This window comes from Pseudoalteromonas sp. J2K-J031 (genome assembly GCF_058197095.2).
The window spans coordinates 236,063-262,104 of the sequence record NZ_CM200280.1; the positions used below are offsets into that span (position 1 = coordinate 236,063).

Consider the following 26,042-nt stretch of genomic DNA (forward strand, 5'->3'; position numbering starts at 1 on the left):
ATGTGTCCCCCTTTAAAGAAGGTTGTGGCAGTAATGCTTACATTATATTAATAACTGACGGTGTGCCTACTTTAGACAGAGACGCGGATAGCTTCATAGCATCATTAATTACTACAAAAACAGATCCAAAGAACCAAACAACCAGCTCAACGCCCTTTTCTTTTAAAGTCGGCACAAGAACAGATAGTAGCTATCTGCCCAACTTAGCCCATTGGATGAACAATAATGACGTAAATACCAAAGTCAGCGGTGATCAAAATGTGAGTTTATATACCATTGGTTTTGGTGAAGGTGCAGAAGATGCAGAAGAGTTACTCCTAGAAGCAGCAAATAAAGGGGGCGGTAAATATTTTGGAGCGACCTCTTCAATCGAACTATCCCAAGCATTTAGTAAAGCGCTCAGTAAAATACTGGAAGTAAACACAACGTTTACCTCTCCTTCTGTCGCCAGTAATAATTTTGACCGCACTCGCAGCTTAGATTCTGTTTACTATGCAATGTTTTTACCGCAAGAAGGGGCTCGTTGGTTAGGAAACCTTAAAAAATTAAAAGTCTCAGGGACCTCTGTAGTGGACCAAGATGGCCAAAATGCAATTAACAACGATGGCAATATCAAAGACAATGCAAGAAGTTTCTGGTTACCAAGCGATCAAGCTGATGATGGTAATTTAGTAACCGCTGGTGGTACGAATTTAATTTTAACGCAAACTTTAAATAGAAAAGTCTACACCGATGTTGGATCAGGTGCACCCATGCCTTTATTCAACAAAGCCAATGCTGTCAGCTACGCAGGGAGCGAAGCTGCATTAGCGGCCTATATGAAAACAACTGAAGGTCAATTAGATAACTTATTCAAATGGGCACTTGGTTATGATGTTGATGATGATAATGGAAATCAAATAACATCCGAAAAACGCAACGATATTATGGGAGATCCACTACATTCTAAGCCTCTCGCGATTAATTATGGAGACGGAACGGTGCGTATTTTAGTCGGCACGAATGGTGGATTTGTTCATATGTTCAAAGACAGTGGTGACTCAGTAACTGAAGATTGGTCTTTTATACCTTATGAGCTCTATAGCCAACTTACTACTCTTCGTGAAAACACCGCTGCCACAAAAGTATATGGTATGGATGGATCACCCGTTATTTATTTTGATGACAAAAATGATAATGGTATCGTTGAAAGTGGCGATCAAGTTTGGGCTTTTATTGGGATGAGACGTGGCGGTTCAAGTTATTATGCTATCGATATCTCAAATCCTGACTCTCCAAGCTTGCTATGGACTAGTCCGCTCACACCATCAGATACAGGTTTAAATGAATTAGGCCAAACATGGTCACGACCTAAAGTGAGCTTTATCGATGTAAAAGGCTTTAGCAACTCACCATTACTCATTTTTGGCGCAGGCTACGATACAAACAAAGACAATGACTCAATCACCAATGACAGTAACGGCCGCGGGATTTTTGTTGTTGATGCAAAAACAAAAACCTTAGTTTGGAGTTTAACGCCCTCTGCAACCGGTGGTACAAACACATTTTTCCCCGGTCTTCATAGCATTCCTAGCGATATCTCTATTTTAGACTCCGATTATGATGGCTATATAGATAGGATGTATACCGTCGATTCTGGTGGCGATGTATGGCGGATTGATTTACCCAGTGATGATCCTCAAGATGCAGACGAGCCTTGGACTGTATTCAAGCTTGCAAGTTTAAGTAGTGCGACAGCACCAAACGACCGTCGCTTCTTTTATCAACCCGAAGTTGCCAGAACTTTTTTCAGCAAAGTGACCAAAAATACTGTGACTGAAAATGGTGAAACAACCACTTCGTTTTTACGAAAATCGCAACCTTACGAAGCGATTCTGATAGGCAGCGGCAATCGCTCGCATCCAACATATAAAACAACTAACGATGCCTTATTTATGATTAGAGATGAGAATACAATCACGAAGTCATTTATTAAAAGTGAGGATATTCCAAAGGTTGTGACCATAGATAAATTAATGGATATCACCAATGACCCGTTTGCATCTGCACTTTCCAATCCTGATGGATTTAGAACCTTAGAAATGGAGTTGTCATCTTTTAACGGCTGGAAATATCTCTTGGGTACTGGAGAGAAATCATTATCAAAATCAACTGTAGTGGGCGGAGTTGCCTATTACACGAGTTTCTTACCCTCTGAAAAAAATGATTTAGCACAATGTATTTTAGACGGTGGGGGCGGCTCGTTGTATGCCTTCCATTTACATTACGGCACTAAGGTATATCAAAATTTAACGATTGACGTCGGCAATAGGGTACCTGATACACCACAATTATTCTTTGGAGAGAATGACGATGGTAAAAGTCAATTTTTGTTAATCGGTGTTGGGGCAGGTGAAGACTCAAGTGGAGTTGTCCAAGCAAAATCTATCTTATCTAACTTAGTTCCTACTGATATTGATGGAGATGGGAAAATTGATTTAGTGCAACCTGGTGCAGGCTTCTTTGGCCTTAAAACACATCGCACGTATATTTATCGTCAAGAAAATACACAGTAGGAGATTAGCATGAAAAAGTTACTTATTTTTTGTTTGCTGTGCTCTAGTAATCTTTATGCAAAAAATGTGCTCTTTGATTACAAATGTCATGTGCTTTTAGTGGGTAAAACAGAAGCAATTGTTGATGTGCGAACAAAAGTAAACAGTACTATTGCGGCAGAAAAAATTGCTCTTAAAACTCAAGTCTCTTTTCCTCAACAGTCTAAAAAGGCCGTTGTGGAAGTATATCAATGCGTTCAAAGTGATATTGAGTTTGGTAGTTTCAGCGCGAATAAACTTGATGAAAGTACCTTACGCTAAAGTGATTCGGGATGGCTTAAAAGCCATCCCTGATTAATGCAAGAATAGATTTAGATAATTAGACTACGGCATGCTCAGCATGACTACAACAACCAGCCTCAACCTGAAGCACACTTTGCTTAATGTTAAATCGCTTATCTAAAATTTGTTCAACTTCATATCGACACACTTCATCATGCTTTTCTAAGGTACAACTATGCTTTAACACAATGTGCGCACCGACAACCCACTTTCCATCGTCTGCTTTTATTGTCAAGTTATGAATATTTTCGATGTGTTCAATAGCCAATAACGCTTTTTCTATCGACTTTAAAGAAGGTAAACGAGGTTTATCAAAAAATAATCCCCGAATACATTGATAAACTAATCGGATCCCGGTTGATAAAACAAACACCGCTATCAACATACTTGAAATAAGATCGACCACGACCCAGCCAGTATAATGGATCACAAGACTCGCGATAAACGTTGATACTGTTGATAATAAATCAAAAAACGTGTGCAAAAAAACAGCATAAACATTAATACTGTCTTTGCGGCCTTTATAAAGAACAAAAGCAGCCGCAGCATGAAATAAAAAACCTATCGCAGCGACACTACTCATGACAAACGTATTAATCGCCAATTCTTCACCATGGTGATGTTCAAAAAAGCGCTCGCCACCTTTAAATAAAATAAACGTACTGATCAGTAAATATAATGAGCCATTGATTAGCCCACCACCCAATTCGGCTTTGCGATAGCCATCGTTATAGGTGGTGGCAAGTTTTATCGCTAATGTTGATGCAATGATGGCTATAAACAAAGAGCTGTTATGAATAAATAAATGCCCAGCATCAGCTAAAACAGCTAGAGAATTAGAGAAATAAGCGGCAATTACTTGAATTACCATAAAAGTGCAGGTGATGGACAGTGCTATGAGTAAACGACGACGTGACGATTTATGAGTGGTAATATCTGTCATTAGTTAAATTGAGCACCTATGCCTAAAAAATTAAAAACATAGTTACTATTGCGCAATGTTTAAAGCAATAAATGAATTATGTTATACAGTCTCAATTGTATAATTTAGTCGTCATAAAAGCACTGTTAATTTCTACTTTTCTCACCCTACCGTCTTTGCTCGCTTCTTTTTTAATCTTCTGCATGATACATTTGGGATATTGCATACAATTTGGAGTGAATTATGACAATTGGTGTCGGTGGCTCAACACCCGAAATAGAATTAGCAAAATTATCTGATATGACAACAAAGATAGTTCCCATATCCGAAGATGAATACAAAGCAAGAATAAAAAAAGCCCAGCAGATTATGAAAGATCAGGGCATAGCCGCAATGTATTTAGACGCTGGTACCAACTTATACTATTTTACGGGATTAAAGTGGTATAAAAGTGAGCGAATGGTCGGTGCTATTTTACCCGCTGAAGGTGAACTTCTTTTTATCGCCCCCCATTTTGAAGAAGGCTCATTACGCGATCACATGTTAGTTCAAGGTCAATTTTATGGTTGGCACGAGCATGAAAGCCCTTATCAGGTGTTTGCTAATATTCTAGATACGTTGAGTTTAAACAAAGGTAAAATTGCTATCGATGAATCGGCTGCATTTTTCATTTTTGATGGACTACGAATTGCTGCACCACAATATAGCTATGTCAATGCGAGTATCATCACCGCAGGTTGTCGTCAGAATAAATCAGCTCATGAAATTGCATTATTACAACAAGCCAAAAATATGACTTTAAAAGTGCATCAGGCCGCTGCGGCAATTTTAAAGCCTGGAATTTCAACTGTTGAGGTCAGTCAATTTATTCAACAAGCACATAAAAAAGTAGGAGCCCGAGGTGGTTCTTCTTTTTGTATTGTCCTGTTTGGTGTTGCAACATCATTTCCGCATGGCGTAAAAGAGCCACAACTATTAAAAGAGAATGATTGGGTGCTTATCGACACCGGCTGTTTAGTTGAGGGATATAATTCAGATATCACCAGAACATATGCATTTGGTGAAGCCACCGAAGAACAGCGTATCGCCTGGCAAGCAGAAAAAGACGCCCAAATAGCCGCATTTAACGCTGCACAAGTTGGCGCAGCCTGTGGTGTTGTTGATGACGCAGCCAGAGCCTCACTCACTCAAAAAGGTTTTGGTCCCGATTATAATTTACCCGGACTTCCTCACCGTACAGGTCATGGTTGCGGTTTAGATATTCATGAATGGCCCTACCTAGTAAAAGATAATCAAACCAAGCTGGAGGTTGGCATGGTCTTTAGTAATGAGCCGATGTTAGTACTTCCTAATAAATTTGGTGTAAGACTCGAAGACCATTTTTATATGTCATCAAAGGGCCCAGTTTGGTTTACCGAGCCTTCCTTTAGTCTAGATGACCCATTTGGCTTAATAAAATAAAACTCGCATCCCTTTAATACAATATGCGGTATGGTAGTGATGGTTTTTAAATACGTAACTTAAATTTAAAGTAAACGTTGATTAAACCAACTTCATCAGCCGCATTATTTTGTCTTTTCATCTTATCTTATTTACTTTTTAGCGCAATTTAACGTACTAATGATTGTACCTAGTATTTATGATGACCATCGTTTATGACACTCAAACCCACTTTAGTTTCCCTAGCATTAGCTGCTGCCGCATTTAACTTACACGCGGAAAAAATAAATTTTGTTGATAACTTAGCTTCAACTGCAGATACACTCGTTGTTTTTTCATCATCAAATCGGATTAATAATGATTTTTCTCGTTATGATCAACTCACATCAGGCCAACTGACCAAAGCACTAGAAATTAACAATTTTAAGAGCGAATTTGGCGATAAAATTGAAATAATTGCACCAAACCAACTCAACTACCAACGAGTAGTAGTAATTGGTCTTGGCGATGAAGCGAGCCTTAGCAGCGCAAAATTGACGAGTCTTGGGGGAAATCTTTCCGCTCACCTAGAGCACAAATCAATTAACTCGATTGACATTGCTTTAGACGACTTAACACAGCAAACCTCATTGGTGCATCCAAGTGCCGATATCGCACATGGGATCAATTTAAGAGCCTACCGTTTTGAACGCTATCACAGTGAAAAACGAACTGAAAAAAGCTATCAGTTTGATGTACCTACCGCAACATCAGTTGAAAGCCATTACACAACTTTGGCTAATATCGAAAAAGCGGTTTTTCTTGCGCGTGATTTAACGAATGAAACTGCAACCGAAATGACCCCAGCTACGTTTGCTAAAGCGGCACAAGAATTAAAAAAATACGGTGTGGAAATCAAAATCTTAACACCTAAAGAAATTAAAAAACTGAATATGGGTGCGCTTGAAGCGGTTGGGCGCGGCAGTAAAGAAGGATCTCGCCTCATCGTTGCCCATTATAAAGGCAGTGACGAACAACCAATTGCATTAATTGGTAAAGGGATCACGTTTGATTCTGGCGGTTACAGCTTAAAAACAGGTGAATCAATCGCCCGTATGAAATCAGATATGGCTGGCGCTGCAACAGTACTGGCAACAGTTAAAGCATTGGCGCTTAACAAAAGCAAACACAACATTGTTGCTGTTATGGGTATGGCCGCCAACATGGTTTCTGAAGATGCACTCGCTCCAGGAGATGTGGTTACAACAGCTCAAGGTTTAACTGTTGAAGTTGTTAATACCGATGCTGAAGGTCGCCTCGTATTAAGCGATGCCATGTGGTACGCACGTGAATTCTATCAACCTAAAATCATGGTTGATGTTGCAACTCTAACAGGCTCTAAAGTGCGCGCATTGGGAGACGAGTATGCAGGACTTTTCTCTGATGATGAAACACTTATCTCTGAATTAACATTGGCTGGCCAACAAGTTAATGAACAACTATGGCGATTACCGCTTGGTTATAAAGACGCATTAAAAACAGATATTGCTGATTTGAAAAACATCGGCTCTTATGGTCCTGGTGCCACAACAGCAGCTAGCTTTTTACAACACTTTGCAGGCGATGTTCGCTGGGCTCATTTAGATATCGCAGGTAACGCACTTAGCAGTAAAGCTAAAAACGAAAATCCAGCGGGTGCAACAGGTTACGGCGTTAGGTTGTTATCGCAATGGCTGATGACTCAACCGACTAAGTAGATACTGAAGTTCATTCTAAGCGCTTAAATGCATGTTTAAGCGCTTCACTCATCGCAGGTGACATCAATTTATGACAGGCAAAATATAAATCTTGCCCCACGCTATCGAGTTGATAAATTGGCTTTAATTTAGTTAACATTTTATTTTGTTTTACACTGTAATTAAACTGATCATCATTGAGTACGATGAGCTCTAAAAAGTCTTTTCGAGTTTCAAGTAAATGATAAATTTTTTCAAAATGATCAATCACAATTAAATTTTCATCTTCACTAAAACCCTTTGATTTTAGGTAGTGATGACTAAAATTATCGCGTAATACCGCTATTTTATATTTTTTCGCATCTTCTACATTTTTAATGCTAATGTTACTTGTTCTTAAACTATAAAAAGAAACTTTGGCGTGATTTAGTTTTGCAATCCATTGAAATTTATCTTCCCTAGGCTCAATTCTTGCGATTGAAAAAACACAAGTTTGCGGGTCTCGCAGTGCTGCATTGTATGCTACAGACCAAGGGTAAACCGTCAGAGTATAATCAAGATTTGCTAAGCTTAATGCTTTTTTCACCTGCTCAGTAGAGATACCGATAAGTTCATTATTAGCATTGTAATATTGATAATTTGGTAAGATCTCGGTAACAATGTTTAGTTTAGCCAAACCCGTGTGCGAAAAAGTCAGTAATATTAAAAAAATGTATAATTTTGGCATCATAACTAAATTGCTCTAAACCAAGATTTAGCTAGTATAGTCAAAAAACGATGGCATTAATTCACTTCCTAGTTAAAACCTAATGAATTTGTTCCATATTCACATAAAATCCAGCAGCAAAAAGTGCAATTTGCATTGTATTTTAGTTTTTGATGCTTAAAATGTCCTGCCTTGTTTTTTGATTTGGATCTTGCCATTGAAACTAAGTAAAAGACTAGACCTTATCTCTGGGCATGTTTCTGACGACTATGACCATATTTGGGATTGTTGCTGCGATCATGGGCTGCTTGGAGCACATTTATTGAACCGAAACGTATCAGCGCAAGTACATTTTGTCGATATAGTCCCTACTATTTTAGCCACACTCACACAGCAGTTAGCGCAATTTTATCCACAAACAGAGAGTAGCCCGAAATGGGCCGTTCATTGCTTGGATGTCGCACTTTCACCACTCAATGATTTTCTGGATAAAAAACATTTAGTTATTATTGCGGGTGTCGGAGGGGAGCTAACGGCCAAACTAGTCGCAAAAATCATCGCAGGCAATCCAACAAGCGATGTTGAGTTTATCCTCTGCCCTGTTCATCATACATATCAGTTACGAAAACAACTTATTGCGTTGAAACTCAATGTGCTGGGCGAGCATATAATCAATGAAAACAAACGTTTTTATGAACTAATCCATGTGAGTAAAAACGGGGGAATTCCCCTAAGTGCAACTGGGTCAACCAATATGTGGCAAACAACTGATCACATTCCACTCTTATATTTAAAAAAACTTATTGTGCACTACCAAAAAGCAGCCGCGGGCCAGTCTCAAAATGAAGCTTTGCTTGCTTATCTAACGCTTTTATCTGCTTTAGTTCAAAAGTCGAATACTCATTAAAATACGAAACCATGAGCTTAAAATGCGATTATTAAAACAAACTGAGCATCCTGATATCATCGATACTGACGGTATAACCTTGCTTCGCGATGCTGCAAGAGCGATTGTATTAAAGGGTGACTCCATTTTATTAATGTACACACATCGTTATGATGATTATTCTTTACCTGGGGGTGGCGTTAATTCAAATGAAACTCTAATTGAAGCACTCAAAAGAGAGCTTCATGAAGAAACGGGCGCTCAAAAAATCGAAATTATGAGTGAGTTTGGTGCATATTTTGAACGTCGTCCGTGGTACAAACCTCCTTATCAATTAGTTCAAATGAACTCTTATTGCTTTGTTTGTAAAATAGCAGATGAGCTGATGTCGCCACAATTTGAGCAGCACGAAATAAATAATGGTATGAAACCGGTTTGGGTCAATATACACACTGCGATTAAACATAATTTAAACACCTTAGCTACGAGTGATAAAAAGGGCATCTCAATTGAACGAGAAACCTTTTTGCTACAAACTATCGTCGCTGAGCTAATCGAGAATAAATAATAGTATGGCTAAAAAATTCTATGTTGTTTGGCAAGGTGTAAAACCCGGTATTTACAGCTCTTGGGCTGAAGCTAAAGCACAAATCGACGGTCAAAAATCAGCGCAATATATGGGCTTTGAAACTGAAATAGCCGCTAAAAAAGCATTTTCGGCCCCTTATATCCAAGCACTCAAACAACGAAATAAAAACCCACCAACAAAAACGACGCAATCTGCAGCCGTTGAAAGTGCGCATTCAACAAGCGACCAACCTATTGCCATTTATTGTGATGGGGCTTGTTCTCCAAACCCAGGAAAAGCAGGTACCGGCATTGCTATTTATCAGCAAAAAAAATTAACTGATTTATGGTACGGCCTTTACGATGCAAATGGAACGAATAATACAGCCGAATTACTCGGATTATTAATGGCGATGCGCATTGCCAAAACGTTTATTGATCGTGAGCTATCAGTCAATATTTTATCTGATTCTAAATACTCAATTGACTGTATTACTAAATGGGCCGCTGGCTGGCAAAAAAAAAGCTGGACCAGAGGTAGAGGGGAAGAAATTAAAAATTTAGCGTTAATAAAAGAGTGTTTTAACAACTACAACGATTTAAAACACGCTATTTCTATTTCGTATGTCAAAGGCCACGCGAATATTGAAGGCAATGAACTCGCTGACAGAATGGCGGTGCTGGCTCGAAACACGAAACAAGTAGAACTTATCCCCTACAAAGAAACCCTTGATATAAAAACAATTTTAGCGATGCCTTCAGGGTAAAAGGTCATAAAAAACAAAACTAAACGCCTCTTTTTGAACAATGAAAATAAGGGGGCGTAGATCAATTAAACAAAAAATCAAATCAAAATAGCATAAATAATAGACTATTTTTTCCGTTTCTTTATAATCATTCTAAATCAAACAGTAATAATAAAGTGTTATCAATGGAATTTACCGCAGAAGAACTCAATTTTTTTAAAGGTGTTTTTCGTCAAGATGATCATCATGCTGAATTTGATAATCATAAACTTACGGTACAAACACACGTTCCATCGAATTTATCCTCAGTACTTGAAAACGCAAAACTAACCTTGTTAGCTGAAGTTGGTCATTACCAATTATGGTTTCCATTATCACTTGAAATTGACGATTTTGGTGAATTTAAAACAAAACTGGGCACTCCAGAAGTCATTGATGTCAATGGACTTGAGCGAAGCTGGCGGATTGAAGCACCTGAAAATGTCACTTTGTATGACGAAAGTAGCCAACAAAGATATGAGGTGTTATCGCTTTCTAGTAGCGGTCTGACATTAAAACCAAAAAATAACGATGTATGTGAGCGTCATTTATCCCAAAAGTCGTTACAAATTAACTTACCCGATTTAGGCTCAATAAAATTAAGTATTGAACCAGTTCGCACACAAAATAATATTATCAGTGCTCGTTTTCAGCAATTTGATGACGGTCGAGATAAATTAAGAAAATTTTTATTTAATTTACACCGTACTAAATATTCTCATTTATATAGTAACTTAAAGTAAAATAGCCCTTATCTGGCCTTTGCTGGCACCATGAGTTACACTCATGCGCCAAAAAATAGAGGCCTTTATGATAGATCAATTACGCACACACCTTGAGTTATTAAACGAACATTTTGTTGAACGAAATGCGGTATTTAAAATAAAAGTCATTCCATTTTTTTGCTCTGTAACAATAAAAAAAGATCATAAACGCGAAGGTAAACTTAACTTTTATTCAAATCAGCTCATCGAGATTTTACTGATCCTTTTGTTTATCTTATTTGGCATGGGTATTTACGATGTGCAAGCCGGTATTAGCCATGGCCCATTGCAAATTGCGATTGCTATATTTATTAGTTTAAACCTGATTATTAAACAAATCGCAATTGAGTCGCTCAAAAGTAGGCTTTTTTATTGCCGCCTACACGACGCCAAACAAGTCGACAAACTCGAACCTGACAGTCAGGCTCAATAACGTTTAGCCTTTAATTATGATGCAATTAAATAAATCAGCGTGTAAACGTGAGAATTTTATTCCACTTCGTAAACACGATGTCATCCAAGCCTGTGCGTCTTTAATACCAAAAGATCAACAGGACTCCTTTGCACAACTGTGTTCATTACTTGACCTTTATTTGCATCAAGAGCACCACTCTTTACTTTGCCGACTTAAAAATAACTACGCCCATTTCGATCCTAATCGGGATACATTAATAATTGAAAGTCTCAATAAAAATCAACGAACTGAAGCACAAGCCCAATTTCATGCGAGTTTTTTAGACGTTTTAGAAAAAGCAAACTACGAAAAAATTACCGAGCAAGATTTACAACAAGCGTTAGCTGAAGAAAGCTTATTTAAAGTCCGACTTGAGGTCGACTTTAGTGATTTTGAGCACGTTATTTTTTATCGCCGTGGTGAACAAACGCGCACAGAGCAATTACAAAAATGGTTCGGCTTTAAAAAATATCCTATTTCATTTACCAATTATGAACGCATCGCTATTTATATTCAATTTAAGGATGCCCAATACTTTAAAGAGGCTAAAAAGACCCCTGTAAACTTTATTCCTGGCTCAACCATTATTAAATTATTTCAAAATGTACCAAAAGCTGATTTAGAAATGCTTTTTCCTAATTCTGAAGTACGAATGAGAAAAATTGATAAGTTTATTATTGCAAGTTCAGCGGTGGTCGGCGGCAGCGCAGTGCTTATTACTAAATTAGGCGCTTCTTTAATTTTATTGTTTACCCTATTTTCATATTGGTTTGGCCTAAGCGAACAAGAAGTTGTAATAAACCAACAACAATTAATAGCTTTGGGGTTAGGGATGGCCGTTTTTGGCAGCTTTATTTTTAAAGAGTGGACCAAATTTAAAAATCGTAAAATCAAATTTATGAAAACCCTTGCGGATAATTTGTACTTCAAAAACCTAGATAACAATGCCGGTGTTTTTCATCATTTGCTTGATAACGCGCAAGAAGAAGAATTTAAAGAAACCTTATTAGGTTATGTATTCTTGCTCAATCATCCACAAGGATTAACGGCCCAACAATTAGATCAGCATATTGAGTCATGGTTAAGTGCCCAATACGGGTTAAAAGTTGATTTTGAAATAAATGATTCATTAACTAAGCTATTGAAATATGGGTTAATAACTAAAATTGATGTGCTTTATTTTGCGGTTGAAGTAAATCAAGCTAAAAAAATACTTGATGAGCGCTGGGATAAGTTATTTGAATTCAACTAACTATATCCGTTACTATGACTTTTTAAGTCACCACTTCCCCCTAAAGAATGACTGAATTGACCACAAAACAAAAAATTACTATTTTTGATGTTGCCCGCGAAGCTGGGGTGTCTAAATCAACGGTGTCGTTGGTGCTCACTGATAGTGATAAAACATCTGAAAAAACCAAACAGAAAGTACTCGAGGCCATCACACGCCTTGGTTACGTTTATAACCGAGATGCTGCGTCGCTTCGCAGTAAACGCTCAAAAATTGTAGCAGTCCTTATCAATGACTTAACAAACCCTTACTCAGCACAACTTGCGGTAGGCTTAGAGCGTCATTTATATCAGCTCGGTATGTTGCCGATGTTAATTAACAGTGATGAGAATTATACCCGCCAACAAAATATTGTCAGTTCTCTGCGCGAATACAATGTCGCGGCCATCATTATGTGCCCTGCACCTGGCACTGAAATTAGCTGGATTGATGGATTAATACAGTCGGGCTTACCTGTTATCAACATTATGCGTGAAGTCCCATTTTGCAATGCGCCTACGGTATTGCCAGATAATCAAAAAGGCACACATATGGCGACAAAGCATTTGCTAAAACAGGGGTTAACTAAACTGGCTTTTTTAGGCGGTACTGATGATATATCAGATTTTCATGAACGTTTAAGTGGCTTTCATCTTGCCCTGACTAGCGGGCAAATTGATATTGCCTCTTGTCCTGTGGTACAAACAAAAACAAATCGCCAAGGCGGCCGAGAAGCCATGTTAGCACTACTAGAAAATAGCCCCAATATTGAAGGTGTTATTTGCTTTAGCGATGTTATCGCCTATGGTGCAATTGAAAGTTTAAAATCCTTAAACCTTATACCAGGTAAAGATATAAAAATTATCGGCTTTGATGATCTCGCTGACTCAAGCCTAATGAGCCCGGCACTCACAACTGTTCGTATTGATGCCGATGACATAGGTAAACGAACCTGCCAAGTGCTAAAAGAAATGTTACATGGCACCCAGCCACCGGTTCGCACTCTGGTTGATGTTAGCTTTAAAATTAGGGCGTCTGCTTAGGTGCATAATTAAACTCGCTTTATTTCACTTTATTTAAAATTAAGAAATGCATGAAACACGTTCTTGTTATTGGTTACGTTTGGCCTGAACCAAACTCTTCAGCAGCTGGCTATCACATGATGTCACTACTGCGTCTATTTAAAGCACAAGGGTGGCAAGTTGAATTTGCAACACCTGCGCAACCGACTGAGCACATGGTCAACTTAGCTGATTATGGGATCACCAGCCAAAGTATTACCCTCAACTGTGACAGTTTTAACGATTATATTACGCAATTACAGCCTGATTTAGTGATGTTTGACCGCTTTATGATGGAAGAACAATTTGGCTGGCGTGTCGATAAATATTGCCCCAACGCATTGAAATTACTCGATACTGAAGATTTACAGTGTTTACGCGATGCTCGCCTACAAGCACATAAACAAAATCGCGATTGTACTGTCACTGATCTGCAATCTGATTTAGCCAAACGAGAAATTGCCGCAATTTTACGATGTGATTTATCGTTAATTATCTCAAGTTATGAAATAGCACTGTTAGCTGAAACGTTTAAAATAGCCCCTCATTTATTACATCATTTGCCTTTTATGGTGCAGGAGTCCGACCGCAAAACAGTACTAAAACCTTTTTCTCAAAGACAACATTTTATGACCATAGGTAATTTTCGCCACGCTCCAAATTGGGATGCCGTGCTGTATTTACAACAAATTTGGCCTCTGATCCGAAAACAACTGCCTGATGCGCAACTGCATATTTATGGTTCTTATCCGCCGCCTAAAGCAACCGCCTTACATAATCCTAAAACAGGATTTTTAATTAAAGGCTGGGCTGATGATGCATATACTGTGATAGAAAATGCCCGCTTATGTTTAGCTCCACTTCGTTTTGGGGCTGGCATTAAAGGTAAGTTACTTGATGCTATGATCACAGGTACACCAAGCATTACAACATCCATTGGTGCTGAAGGCATGCATGATGATTCACAACCATGGCCTGGGCTAATTGCAGATGAATTAACCGACTTTGTACAAAGTGCGGTGGATCTCTATCAAGATGAGAGCCTATGGCATAGTGCCCAACAAAAGAGCCAGCGATTATTACAGGAACGCTATAACGCGGTTGAGTTAGCACAAGGTTTAATCGATAAAATTAACAGCATTCACCAGAGCTTACTCTCACATCGCCAAAGTAATTTTTTAGGTGAAATGCTTAAACATCATACCTTAGCGAGCACAAAATACATGTCGCAGTGGATTGCTGAAAAAAATAAAAAATAAATCCCACAGATTGTAGAAATAAATAGACACTTGATTATTTCGCTCTACAATCCGCAGGCTAAAGAGTGAGGCCAACCCCTCATTAATTGCCTTGTTGCTTTAAATTACATATAAATTGAGCAGTACCACAAAATAAATTAGCTGGAATAAAAGTTGAAAACAGCCACATTTACAGAAAAAAGAAAGTTTATCGTCAAACTTGGAAAAATGCTTCACAAATACGGTACCCCAGCCTATCGCCTTGAAGCACATTTAATGGATGTCACAACCTTTTTAGGTTTAAAAGCATCGTTTATCATTATTCCAACCGCCCTTACCTTTGTTATATGGACTGAAGGCCATGAAGATGAATACACTCATGCGGCAAGGGTTAATCCTGGCGACCTCGATTTAGGGTCGTTAGCTCGAACCGATGAGTTAGTCGACCAACTTTCTAAAGGATTACTCACATTAAATGAGGCTGATGGTTTATTGGATGAGATTTACAATATGCCTCATCCACATAGTCGCCTCACAATTGGTTTAGCATTTGGTATGTCATCAGGTGCGTTTGCCATGTTGATGGGTACAAGTTGGAATGATGTTCTTTGGTCGGCCTTACTGGGTTTACTGGTGTATCTGTTTGTTGTCTGGTCAGAGCGCTCGCGGCGAGTCTCCCATATGCTTGAGCCCTTGGTTGCAATAGTCTCAGCCTTTTCTGCGTGTAGTATTGCCTATTATTTTGATCCGAGTATCAATGTACGCTTGGTGGTTTTATCCTCCATCATTGTATTCATACCAGGGCTTGCGTTAACTTTAGGCTTAGCTGAACTTGCAGCAAGGCATTTAGTTTCTGGTACAGCACGCGTGATGGATGCCTTAATGCTGCTGTTTAAACTATATTTTGGCGCCTTTTTAGGAGTTGCATTTGGGGTAACTGCATTTGGTGAAATAGACTTTATTCAGCCAGAACCCATTCCTAAATGGACAGCTTGGTTAGCCATTGCAATTCTATGTTCAAGCTTAATCGTCATTTTCAGAACCAAAGCAAAACACATTGCTTGGTCATTAGCAGCTGGTTTTATTGCGTATGGCTCTAGTTTATGGGGTGCTACGTATTTTGATTATGCTTTAGGCGTGTTTGTTGGCGCTTTTGCAGTTGGTGTATATAGTAATTTATTTACCCGATTGGCTAATGCCCCTGCTGTAATAGTGGCAATGCAAGGCTTAATTGTATTAGTACCTGGTAGCAAAATCTATATAGGTCTTAACTCAATTATCTCAGGACAAAATTTTGTAGCGGCCGATCATATTGGCCAGCAAACATTCTTAATATTAATGTCGCTGATTGCTGGGTTGATCTTTGCAAACGTTGCGCTGCCACCGAAAAAGATCCTCTAATTCCATCTATTTTTGCTCGTTACTTTACCCACTGGTAACGAGCAATCTCCCTTACTGCACATATCTATCCGTGCACTTTCATTAACTAATTCTTAGTCAAACACCCTAAAAACCATTGAATTTATGTATCGCTTAATTATTAAGATAATGGCCTTGTGTAAAATAGACTGTAAATATCGGTAATCCCCCATAAAATAGAGCGTGTTGAGAATTAAATTTACTTCTACCAATCACAATCAAATGTAACCCTCAGTATTCATCAAATCGCAAAATTAAATTTGTAGGTTCTCGTTTCTACTTACAAAAATCATGCACACTGTTTTCATCAAAAACTCTCTTTTTTGAAATATTCAGCTAGCATTTAATTAATAAACTCCATTTACAAAGAAGTTTACTCTTTAAAGGCCTGAGCATGTCCAATAATAAGAATTCTATCTTGTTTCTTCCTTATCATTATTTAATCTATAGCCTTACCTTTTTGTCTTCTCATTTAGCCATCGCAGATACAACTACACCTAATTACAATCAGGTCCTAACGGATGCTAACACTTTAATTACCACTAAAAATTATCGGGATTTATTTGATTATCTCATTCGATATGAATTTGATTATGCAGGCAAAGCGGAATACGATTATTTATTAGGCTTGGCCGCGTTAGAAACTCAACAACCCAATTTAGCCGTGCAAATTTTACAACGCGCCGTTGACGTTGACGCTCTTTTTTCTGGCGCAAGAATGGCACTTGCTCAAGCGTATTTTGCTACCGGAGATGTAGAACGAGCAAAGTTTCACTTTACCCTGCTGCTGAGTCAAAAGCCTCCTAAAAATGCACTCCCCGTAATTAAACAATACTTAAATAATATTGAGATCCTTGCTAATAACTATCGACCAAGTTGGAACGGATTTTTTGAAGCGGGTGCAGGCTTTGACACTAATGCAAATGCCTCTACCGATTCAGACTTATTTTATGGATTTCAACTAGATTCAAAAAATATAGAAACTGAGTCTGTCTTTAGTACGTTTTTAGGGTCAATAAAATACATCCACCCTATTGATATTAAACAAAAGTTAACTTCAAGCATCACCCTAGGAAACAGAAATAATCCAAGTGCACATTACGTTGACATGAACATGTTTAGCATGGATTTAAAATACAATTATGCGCTGCCTACCTTCAGTGCCTATGGTTTAGTTCGAGAAAATCACAATCAGATTGAAAACCAATTTAACCAAAATGCCCTAGAAGCACACCTAGGTTTAGACTTTAACCAGAATGAGCGTGCTTTTTTTAACATTGATGTTAGTGCTACAAAACAACGTTTTAACAACCAACTCAGTATTCAAGACGCAACCACTTATGCAGCTTGGATCACTTCAACGACGCAACTTAAGAATAATTGGCTGTTTGGTACTTCATTGGGTGTCGCAAAAGATGATGCGAGTGACATTCAAAGCCCATATTCAAATAATAAAATTAGTGGAAAAATATTCTCATTTGCCCCCTTAACTGACCATATTACTTTTAATATGCAATTAGGGGCTTATAAATCAACTTATTCAAAAGAGCAGCTTTTTTTTGGCGAACAACGAAAAGACAACCGGTATAACTTAATTACAAGCCTGACTTATAGTGATTTCCTCGCCAAAAACTGGCAATTATCTGGCCGTTTTATCTTCACTAAACACCAGTCTAATATTTCCATTTACCAGTTCGACCGTGCTGAAGTTGGTCTTCATTTACGTAAAACATTTAATTAAAGGAGCATGGACATGGCTATTCATATTTTAAAGTGGTCCTTATTGTTATTATTCTTGACTTTTCATTCTTTTAGCTACGCTCAAGCAGGTAAAGTTATTTTTGCGATAGGTGAAGTACTGATCCAAAATCAAGACCGAATACCCGCAAAAAAAGGAGATGAGGTCAACGTTGGTGATACCGTTATTACAGGTGAAAAGTCTCGTGCACAACTGATTATGACTGATGGTGCCCGCATTTCGATTCGTGCAAATTCAGAATTATTCATTGAGCAATACACTTACAGCGCCAATGATACTAGTCAAGTATCCACCACACAGGCCAAAAGTAGTATGAATTTACTAAAAGGAGGCTTTAGAACCATCACAGGAGCAATTACTTCCGGACAGGATAAATCTGGCTATGAAGTAAAAACGGCGGTTGCCACCATCGGGATCAGAGGCACGGATTACACTGTTTTATTGTGTAATGATGATTGTGTTAGTTTAGCGATTGATTCAAATGAAAAAATAAACAATGGTCTTTATGCCGGAGTGAGTAAAGGAGCAATTGTACTTAAAAATAATGCTGGGGAAATGCTTTTGAACCCAGCAGAATCTGGGTTTGTTAAAAATATCAGCACATTTCCAGTAAAACTTTTCGGCCCTCCAAGCTCATTGTTTGGTGAAACAACCGCAACAAAAAAATCAACTGAACAAGATGAAGATAATTCAGAAATAATCGATAGCGAAACTATCGAGACCATAGTCAATAATTCGCTTAACAGCCAAATAGATCAAGTGACCACCCTACAACCTGAAACGAACCCTAAAGTAACAATTGAGATAGCATTAAAAGAGACCGGTATTAACATCACACCACCGCAAATAAGTATCCCTAAAGTAATTCAAGGTAATGATGGGACCGACATAGTAATTACTGATGGCAAGCCACCGATAATTCCACCTTCAAGCCAAACTGTTTTTAGCATCGCGAATGTAAACTCCGCATCATCTATTACTCAACAAGTTAAAGATACGAATAAAAATAGGCTCAATACCGATAATAATTTGATTAGTTTCAGCGCGCTTATTGATGGTGCTATTCAACAAATTGCTATCGGGACTGCAACACATAAAAATATTGGCTTTGATCTGGAGTCAGGGTTTCGTTGGGGTCGCTGGAGTAATGGCACAGCCCTGATTGACAATAATCCATTAAATCTCAATCAACAGAGTATCCACTGGCTTCATAACTCTGATTATGACCCTAGCATTGCATTACCTAAATCAGGGGTAGTGAGTTACAGCTTAATGGGTAACACCGATCCGACCAACAATCATGGGGAAAGAGGCATATTAGGCGATGCCACCTTCAGCGCTGATTTCACCAATCAACAAGTTGAAAGTAAGCTCTTAATTGGGATAAGCGGATTAGTGTGGCGAGCGTCAGGTACTGGCTCAATCGCAAATGGATTGAATTCTTTTTCCGGCATTTACGACAACATAAATATTGATGCTAAAAGCGGTGGAACAGGCAATTTTACTGGCTTTTTCAGTAGTAAACAAAATGAGTTTTTTCTGCCCAGTGCTGCGGGGTTAGTCTATAGTTTAAGTAATATTGTCGGCGACGACATTGTCTCTGGCACGGTGGTTTTTTCACACCCAAAATACCAAAACAGGTAATTTAAAATGCGCCTTATTCTTATCTTGAAACTGTGTTTTATTTGTTGGTTATTACAACTCACTGGCTGTGGTAATGATAAAGAGCAATCAGCAATACAAGTAGAAACCGCTCAAACGCAAATTCAAACATTGGTAGGCGCAGCCTCTAAAGGTGCTTTAATCAATGCCACCATCAAAGTATTTCTTTTAGATGAGGGAGGTAGTATTAGTGATTTAACTCCTGTTTTCACGACTCAAACTAATGCACTAGGCCAATTTGTTGCTGAAATACCCATTAGTGAAAATCCTCGACTGATTCAATCGTTTGGTGGCAGCTACATTGATGAAGCTGATCAAGAACCTGATATTGCGCTCAAACGTCGGATCAACTTTACACAAGACCAAGGCTTAAGTTCGATTATTTTCCCAAATCAAACTGCCGTGGCATTAACGATTGCTTCGACAGCGATTATAAAAAAAACCAAAGCAGAAAGTACAAGCAATAATTTTTTTCAAACGTTATCGTTGAACCAACAAAATGCGGCTAAAGCATTTGGGTTTGATGTGATTAATACTGTGCCTGCCGATACCCTATCTCCTGCGGTATCATCCTCTGCAGAACAACTTCAATACGCATTAGTATTAGGAGGTTTAGCTAATTTAGTTAATCGTGTAGCGTTAGAGCTCGGATTTGCTGAACCTAATTTTAATACCATTTTGGCTATTATTGATGATTTATCCGATGGCGTGATTGATGGCCAATTTCAAGGAAATCCTCTTGTCTATATAAACAAATATGGCGAGCAACAAGCTTTACCCCAAGATATTAATTTTAATGAACAAATTAATCGATTCAAAAACAATAACATGGATAACTTTGCTTCAACACCGCCCTTCACAGTAGATGAAGCCGTACTCAAAGAAAAACATGTTACTAATTTATCGCCTGTTATTTCGGTTTCAAATGCTATTGAAATGATTGGTACACAAAGTACCACCTTGTCAGCTCAAATATCAGATCCAGATGGATCAATCGCAGATGTTTTTTGGCAGCAAACCAGTGGTCCGACTTTAAATTTAAGTGCACAAAACACGGTTAATTTACTTATAACGGCTCCTGATGTATTAGCTAATAACACAGCAACCTTAGCCATCAGTGCTACTGATAATCTTGGTGCTGTTACAACTAAATCAATAACTATCAGCATTATTGCTCGAAACCGAGCTCCGCAAATTCTATTAACACAGAACTTCGAGGTAAACGAGCAGCAAAATATCACTGTTGATGCATCGATTTCAGATACAGATGGCAGTATCGCCGACATTGCTTGGACTCAAACAAGTGGGCCTGAGGTCACTATCAATGGCGCAACAACGCCTTCAATTAACTTTACTGCTCCTATTGTTGCAATCAAAACAAGCATTTCGATGCAAGTTCAAGCCACTGATGATGATGGCGAAATAACAACGGCGAGTACCACAATAACAGTCCTGCCAGTTAATAGTGTACCTAGCGTATCTGCTGGTGATCCTCAAGTGATTTTCTCTGAATCATCAGCCACTTTAAGCGGCATGGCGAATGATATCGATGGCACAATTACAACTATAACTTGGCAACAAATAAGCGGGCCAACAGCTCAAATAAGTAATGCTGCTAGCTTAGTGACTACAATCACAGCCCCTAAAGTAACCGTCATTAGCGATTTGCTTTTTTCACTGTCAGTAACAGACAACGAAGATGCTACAAGCACAGCTCAAGTGGCCATAATCGTCAAACCACTTGTTCCTCCAACTGTGTTTGCTGGGGATGACCAAATCGTTGTTTCCAATTCCTTAGTATCACTATCAGGGGTTGCCTCTGATAGTGATGGCATAATAACGAGTTATCAATGGGCTCAATTAAGTGGCACCTCAGTGATATTATCAAGCTCCAATACACCAAACACATCGTTTATTGCTCCAACTGTGACACAAAACCAGCCACTACTCTTTTCACTTACTGTTATTGATGATTCGGGTGCAAGTTCATCAGATTCACTCCTAATTACTGTTGAGCCACCCAATTTAAAACCCTCAGTTGATGCGGGCACAGATCAAACCCTTCATTCTGCGTTATTAGTCACGCTCAGTGGTACAGCCTCCGATCCCGATGGCACCATTGTAAGCTATGCATGGTCACAAACTGCGGGCCAGTTGGTCACCCTTTCAGCGCCCAATGCAGCCAGCACCACCTTTACGGCCCCAACAGTCTCGGGCGACACGCCACTGACCTTTATGCTGACCGTAACCGATGATGATGGCGAGGCGGCCACAGACACAGTGCAAATCACCGTGCAACCGCCCAATAAAGCAGCCAACGTGAATGCCGGTACCGACCAAACCCTTCATTCTGCGTTATTAGTCACGCTCAGTGGCACAGCCTCCGATCCCGATGGCACCATTGTAAGCTATGCATGGTCACAAACTGCGGGCCAGTTGGTCACCCTTTCATCCCCCAATGCAGCCAGCACCACCTTTACGGCCCCAACAGTCTCGGGCGACACGCCACTGACCTTTATGCTGACCGTAACCGATGATGATGGCGAGGCGGCCACAGACACAGTGCAAATCACCGTGCAACCGCCCAATAAAGCAGCCAACGTGAATGCCGGTACCGACCAAACCCTTCATTCTGCGTTATTAGTCACGCTCAGTGGTACAGCCTCCGATCCCGATGGCACCATTGTAAGCTATGCATGGTCACAAACTGCGGGCCAGTTGGTCACCCTTTCAGCGCCCAATGCAGCCAGCACCACCTTTACGGCCCCAACAGTCTCGGGCGACACGCCATTAACCTTTATGCTGACCGTGACCGATGATGATGGCGAGGCGGCCACAGACACAGTGCAAATCACCGTGCAACCGCCCAATAAAGCAGCCAACGTGAATGCCGGCACCGACCAAACCCTTCATTCTGCGTTATTAGTGACGCTCAGTGGTACAGCCTCCGATCCCGATGGCACCATTGTAAGCTATGCATGGTCACAAACTGCGGGCCAGTTGGTCACCCTTTCATCACCCAATGCAGCCAGCACCACCTTTACGGCCCCAACAGTCTCGGGCGACACGCCATTAACCTTTATGCTGACCGTGACCGATGATGATGGCGAGGCGGCCACAGACACAGTGCAAATCACCGTGCAACCGCCCAATAAAGCAGCCAACGTGAATGCCGGTACCGACCAAACCCTTCATTCTGCGTTATTAGTGACGCTCAGTGGCACAGCCTCCGATCCCGATGGCACCATTGTAAGCTATGCATGGTCACAAACTGCGGGCCCACAGGTGACCCTTTCAGCGCCCAATGCAGCCAGCACCACCTTTACGGCCCCGACAGTCTCGGGCGACACGCCATTGACCTTTATGCTGACCGTAACCGATGATGATGGCGAAGCGGCCACAGACACAGTGCAAATCACCGTGCAACCGCCCAATAAAGCAGCCAACGTGAATGCCGGCACCGACCAAACCCTTCATTCTGCGTTATTAGTGACGCTCAGTGGCACAGCCTCCGATCCCGATGGCACCATTGTAAGCTATGCATGGTCACAAACTGCGGGCCAGTTGGTCACCCTTTCAGCGCCCAATGCAGCCAGCACCACCTTTACGGCCCCGACAGTCTCGGGCGACACGCCACTGACCTTTATGCTGACCGTGACCGATGATGATGGCGAGGCGGCCACAGACACAGTGCAAATCACCGTGCAACCGCCCAATAAAGCAGCCAACGTGAATGCCGGCACCGACCAAACCCTTCATTCTGCGTTATTAGTCACGCTCAGTGGCACAGCCTCCGATCCCGATGGCACCATTGTAAGCTATGCATGGTCACAAACTGCGGGTCAGTTGGTCACCCTTTCAGCGCCCAATGCAGCCAGCACCACCTTTACGGCCCCAACAGTCTCGGGCGACACGCCACTGACCTTTATGCTGACCGTGACCGATGATGATGGCGAAGCGGCCACAGACACAGTGCAAATCACCGTGCAACCGCCCAATAAAGCAGCCAACGTGAATGCCGGCACCGACCAAACCCTTCATTCTGCGTTATTAGTCACGCTCAGTGGTACAGCCTCCGATCCCGATGGCACCATTGTAAGCTATGCATGGTCACAAACTGCGGGTCAGTTGGTCACCCTTTCAGCGCCCAATGCAGCCAGCACCACCTTTACGGCCCCGACAGTCTCGGGCGACACGCCACTGACCTTTATGCTGACCGTGACCGATGATGATGGCGAAGCGGCCACAGACACAGTACAAATCACCGTGCAACCGCCCAATAAAGCAGCCAACGTGAATGCCGGTACCGACCAAACCCTTCATTCTGCGTTATTAGTGACGCTCAGTGGTACAGCCTCCGATCCCGATGGCACCATTGTAAGCTATGCATGGTCACAAACTGCGGGCCAGTTGGTCACCCTTTCATCACCCAATGCAGCCAGCACCACCTTTACGGCCCCAACAGTCTCGGGCGACACGCCACTGACCTTTATGCTGACCGTGACCGATGATGATGGCGAAGCGGCCACAGACACAGTGCAAGTCACCGTGCAACCGCCCAATATTGCTCCCGTAATTACCTTAAATAGCTCACAAAGCGTTCAACGAAATCAATCGGTTTCTATCTCTGCTTCAGTAACTGACCCTGATGGCACAATTAAAAGCTTTGCGTGGGAACAAACTAGCGGCCCTACAGTATCGGTTTCTGGTAAAACAACATCCACAATTAGCTTTATTGCTCCAAATATTAGTTCGGATACCACACTTATATTTCGCTTAACAGTCACAGATGATGATAACGCAAGTAACAGTGCCACAACGTCAGTACTGGTATTTGTGCCAAACACCGCTCCGACCGTTAACGCAGGGGCTGATCAAACATTACATACAGGTCGAGTGGTGACGCTTTCTGGGAGTGCTTCTGACGATGGCTCGGTTGTAAGCTACCTGTGGACGCAACTTTCTGGCAATATCTCTGTTTCGCTCAACAATGCTAATAGTAATATCGCAACCTTTTCTGCACCAAGCCTTGAAGTACAAGAGACCTTAGTATTTCAGCTTAAAGCGACTGACAACAGCGGTTTAACAGGGTCTGATACCGTCTCAATCACCCTGCAGTTACCCAATGTTGCTCCATCTGTGAATGCAGGAAGTGACTTAACAGCAATTGGGCAAGAAACACTTACAATTACCAGTACTGTATCTGATAATGACGGCACCATTAGTAGCTATGAGTGGACTCAAGCCGCAGGCACCACAGTTTCATTGGTGAATGCGACAACAGCTAATTTAACTTTTACAACCCCACAAAATGGCGGCTCTGGTGAAACACTCACCTTCAAATTAAAAGCAACAGATGATGACTCTGCTTTCGCTGAAGATTCGGTGGATGTTATTGTTTACTCGCCAAATTTAAATTGGAGTTTTGCGAGCGATGCCGCTGTTATCTCTTCCCCTGCGGTGGATAGTTCAGGCAATATTATTTTTGGCAGTGACGATAACAGAATTTATTCAATCTCAAGTTCAGGCAGCAAAAATTGGGAATTTACCACAGGTAATAAAGTCTCTGCATCACCCCTGATTGATGCCTCTGATAATATCTATATCGGCTCTCAAGATCAGAAATTCTATAAACTCAATAGTACAGGAACTAAACAGTGGGAGCATGTTACTGCCAGTGCCATTTTAAATGAAGCCACATTACTCACTACCGATGATATTTTATTTTCAGCTAGTAATGTGCTTTATGCTGTTAACGCATCGGATACAACCACTTGGTCATATACCCATACCGATGCTTTTAGCGCCGCTGCGACCGGGTCAAACAGTAATATTTATGTGGTGGGCGCCGATAAATATGTGTATGAATTTTCAGAAACAAATGGTAGTTCTGGTTCAAGTGCATCTTTAATCCTTCCTGAGGCCAGCAGTACATCTGTGATGTTAGATGCTAACTCCAATCTTTTTATTGGAACAAATGATTCAGGAATTCAATCAGTAAGTTATGCAGATGGCTTAAATTTTAACTATCAACCGTTCACTACAATTTCAGGAAGTGCGATCAGCCCAGCTATATTAGGCACCAACAAAGAAGTGTATGTTGGTTCGAATAATAATAAATTTTATGCCATTGGCAGTTCAGGTTCTGTGATCTGGAGTTATACCACTTTAAACCAAATTTTTGGTTCCGCAATGTTATTAGTTGACAGTAGCAATAATCAAACTGTCATATTTGGTTCCTCCGATGGTTATTTATATGCATTAAAAAGTACCGATGGCACTTTACTATGGAAATTCAAAACAGGCGCAGCCATTAAATCATCCCCTGTCTTTTACAATGGAAATATCTACATCACCTCTACCGATGGAAAGCTCTATTCAATTGCAGTGACAAATCAAACATTAGCAACATCTGCTTGGCCAATGTTTAGGCGCGATCCAAAACATCAAGCTAATGTTTATTCTGTTTCGCAAGCTGGTCAATAAGTGCAATTTGAAACAGTAAAAAAATACCTCTT

General features: G+C 40.4%; 18 protein-coding genes. 16 read left to right on the plus strand and 2 right to left on the minus strand.

The window, feature by feature from the left end:
• Positions 1-2: 2 nt before the first annotated feature.
• Together AC3KZC_RS18315 and AC3KZC_RS18320 are read left to right on the plus strand one after the other, a co-directional pair.
• A complete protein-coding gene (locus tag AC3KZC_RS18315) occupies positions 3-2,555 on the plus strand; it encodes a pilus assembly protein (RefSeq protein WP_490579053.1) in 2,553 nt (850 codons plus the stop codon).
• Positions 2,556-2,564: 9 nt separating this feature from the next.
• Complete coding sequence (locus AC3KZC_RS18320) at positions 2,565-2,855, plus strand: hypothetical protein (protein ID WP_490579054.1); 291 nt, start codon at positions 2,565-2,567, stop codon at positions 2,853-2,855.
• 58 nt (positions 2,856-2,913) lie between these two features.
• Here the strand turns inward: AC3KZC_RS18320 and AC3KZC_RS18325 are convergent, their stop codons facing one another.
• Positions 2,914-3,819: a cation diffusion facilitator family transporter gene (locus AC3KZC_RS18325; protein ID WP_490579055.1), complete on the minus strand. Its 906-nt coding sequence runs from the start codon at positions 3,817-3,819 to the stop codon at positions 2,914-2,916.
• A 222-nt stretch (positions 3,820-4,041) separates the two neighbouring features.
• Between AC3KZC_RS18325 and AC3KZC_RS18330 the strand changes: the two genes are divergently transcribed.
• Together AC3KZC_RS18330 and AC3KZC_RS18335 are read left to right on the plus strand one after the other, a co-directional pair.
• A complete protein-coding gene (locus AC3KZC_RS18330) occupies positions 4,042-5,259 on the plus strand; it encodes a M24 family metallopeptidase (protein ID WP_490579056.1) in 1,218 nt (405 codons plus the stop codon).
• Positions 5,260-5,453: 194 nt separating this feature from the next.
• Positions 5,454-6,974 carry a leucyl aminopeptidase gene (locus AC3KZC_RS18335; protein WP_490579057.1) on the plus strand — a complete coding sequence of 507 codons (1,521 nt, stop codon included), beginning with the start codon at positions 5,454-5,456 and terminating at the stop codon, positions 6,972-6,974.
• A 10-nt stretch (positions 6,975-6,984) separates the two neighbouring features.
• On the opposite strand, the gene AC3KZC_RS18340 is transcribed toward AC3KZC_RS18335, so the two are convergent.
• A complete protein-coding gene (locus tag AC3KZC_RS18340) occupies positions 6,985-7,683 on the minus strand; it encodes a substrate-binding periplasmic protein (protein ID WP_490579058.1) in 699 nt (232 codons plus the stop codon).
• 193 nt (positions 7,684-7,876) lie between these two features.
• On the opposite strand from AC3KZC_RS18340, the gene AC3KZC_RS18345 reads away from it, so the two are divergent.
• The 12 genes from AC3KZC_RS18345 (at position 7,877) to AC3KZC_RS18400 (ending at position 26,010) form a co-directional block, all read left to right on the plus strand.
• The gene (locus AC3KZC_RS18345) at positions 7,877-8,566 is read left to right on the plus strand and encodes a tRNA (adenine(22)-N(1))-methyltransferase (RefSeq protein WP_490579059.1); all 690 of its coding nucleotides are present in this window, start codon (positions 7,877-7,879) and stop codon (positions 8,564-8,566) included.
• Between the two features lie 22 nt (positions 8,567-8,588).
• Entirely contained in the window at positions 8,589-9,113 is a 525-nt protein-coding gene (locus AC3KZC_RS18350; RefSeq protein ID WP_490579060.1) for an NUDIX hydrolase, read from the plus strand.
• A gap of 4 nt (positions 9,114-9,117) precedes the next feature.
• A complete protein-coding gene (locus AC3KZC_RS18355) occupies positions 9,118-9,879 on the plus strand; it encodes a ribonuclease H family protein (protein WP_490579061.1) in 762 nt (253 codons plus the stop codon).
• A gap of 164 nt (positions 9,880-10,043) precedes the next feature.
• Positions 10,044-10,640 carry a hypothetical protein gene (locus tag AC3KZC_RS18360; RefSeq protein WP_490579062.1) on the plus strand — a complete coding sequence of 199 codons (597 nt, stop codon included), beginning with the start codon at positions 10,044-10,046 and terminating at the stop codon, positions 10,638-10,640.
• A 67-nt stretch (positions 10,641-10,707) separates the two neighbouring features.
• On the plus strand, positions 10,708-11,094 hold the full coding sequence (locus AC3KZC_RS18365) for a hypothetical protein (protein WP_490579063.1): 387 nt from the start codon (positions 10,708-10,710) through the stop codon (positions 11,092-11,094).
• Between the two features lie 16 nt (positions 11,095-11,110).
• A complete protein-coding gene (locus AC3KZC_RS18370; protein ID WP_490579064.1) occupies positions 11,111-12,367 on the plus strand; it encodes a TMEM143 family protein in 1,257 nt (418 codons plus the stop codon).
• A gap of 47 nt (positions 12,368-12,414) precedes the next feature.
• Positions 12,415-13,428 carry a LacI family DNA-binding transcriptional regulator gene (locus AC3KZC_RS18375; RefSeq protein WP_490579065.1) on the plus strand — a complete coding sequence of 338 codons (1,014 nt, stop codon included), beginning with the start codon at positions 12,415-12,417 and terminating at the stop codon, positions 13,426-13,428.
• 50 nt (positions 13,429-13,478) lie between these two features.
• Complete coding sequence (locus tag AC3KZC_RS18380) at positions 13,479-14,705, plus strand: glycosyltransferase (protein ID WP_490579066.1); 1,227 nt, start codon at positions 13,479-13,481, stop codon at positions 14,703-14,705.
• Between the two features lie 153 nt (positions 14,706-14,858).
• Complete coding sequence (locus AC3KZC_RS18385) at positions 14,859-16,085, plus strand: threonine/serine exporter family protein (RefSeq protein ID WP_490579067.1); 1,227 nt, start codon at positions 14,859-14,861, stop codon at positions 16,083-16,085.
• 412 nt (positions 16,086-16,497) lie between these two features.
• Entirely contained in the window at positions 16,498-17,844 is a 1,347-nt protein-coding gene (locus tag AC3KZC_RS18390; protein WP_490579068.1) for a tetratricopeptide repeat protein, read from the plus strand.
• Between the two features lie 12 nt (positions 17,845-17,856).
• Positions 17,857-19,506 (plus strand): FecR family protein, encoded by a 1,650-nt coding sequence (locus AC3KZC_RS18395; protein WP_490579069.1) that lies wholly within the window; start codon positions 17,857-17,859, stop codon positions 19,504-19,506.
• Between the two features lie 6 nt (positions 19,507-19,512).
• A complete protein-coding gene (locus AC3KZC_RS18400; protein WP_518525934.1) occupies positions 19,513-26,010 on the plus strand; it encodes a PKD domain-containing protein in 6,498 nt (2,165 codons plus the stop codon).
• Positions 26,011-26,042: the final 32 nt, after the last annotated feature.

What these genes read in the sequence shown, in the direction of transcription:
- AC3KZC_RS18320 (WP_490579054.1), top strand. Translation starts at nt 2,565, where the DNA reads ATGAAAAAGTTACTTATTTTTTGTTTGCTGTGCTCTAGTAATCTTTAT.
- AC3KZC_RS18325 (WP_490579055.1), bottom strand. Translation starts at nt 3,819, where the DNA reads ATGACAGATATTACCACTCATAAATCGTCACGTCGTCGTTTACTCATA.
- AC3KZC_RS18330 (WP_490579056.1), top strand. Translation starts at nt 4,042, where the DNA reads ATGACAATTGGTGTCGGTGGCTCAACACCCGAAATAGAATTAGCAAAA.
- AC3KZC_RS18335 (WP_490579057.1), top strand. Translation starts at nt 5,454, where the DNA reads ATGACACTCAAACCCACTTTAGTTTCCCTAGCATTAGCTGCTGCCGCA.
- AC3KZC_RS18340 (WP_490579058.1), bottom strand. Translation starts at nt 7,683, where the DNA reads ATGATGCCAAAATTATACATTTTTTTAATATTACTGACTTTTTCGCAC.
- AC3KZC_RS18350 (WP_490579060.1), top strand. Translation starts at nt 8,589, where the DNA reads ATGCGATTATTAAAACAAACTGAGCATCCTGATATCATCGATACTGAC.
- AC3KZC_RS18355 (WP_490579061.1), top strand. Translation starts at nt 9,118, where the DNA reads ATGGCTAAAAAATTCTATGTTGTTTGGCAAGGTGTAAAACCCGGTATT.
- AC3KZC_RS18360 (WP_490579062.1), top strand. Translation starts at nt 10,044, where the DNA reads ATGGAATTTACCGCAGAAGAACTCAATTTTTTTAAAGGTGTTTTTCGT.
- AC3KZC_RS18365 (WP_490579063.1), top strand. Translation starts at nt 10,708, where the DNA reads ATGATAGATCAATTACGCACACACCTTGAGTTATTAAACGAACATTTT.
- AC3KZC_RS18370 (WP_490579064.1), top strand. Translation starts at nt 11,111, where the DNA reads ATGATGCAATTAAATAAATCAGCGTGTAAACGTGAGAATTTTATTCCA.
- AC3KZC_RS18375 (WP_490579065.1), top strand. Translation starts at nt 12,415, where the DNA reads ATGACTGAATTGACCACAAAACAAAAAATTACTATTTTTGATGTTGCC.
- AC3KZC_RS18380 (WP_490579066.1), top strand. Translation starts at nt 13,479, where the DNA reads ATGAAACACGTTCTTGTTATTGGTTACGTTTGGCCTGAACCAAACTCT.
- AC3KZC_RS18390 (WP_490579068.1), top strand. Translation starts at nt 16,498, where the DNA reads ATGTCCAATAATAAGAATTCTATCTTGTTTCTTCCTTATCATTATTTA.
- AC3KZC_RS18395 (WP_490579069.1), top strand. Translation starts at nt 17,857, where the DNA reads ATGGCTATTCATATTTTAAAGTGGTCCTTATTGTTATTATTCTTGACT.
- AC3KZC_RS18400 (WP_518525934.1), top strand. Translation starts at nt 19,513, where the DNA reads ATGCGCCTTATTCTTATCTTGAAACTGTGTTTTATTTGTTGGTTATTA.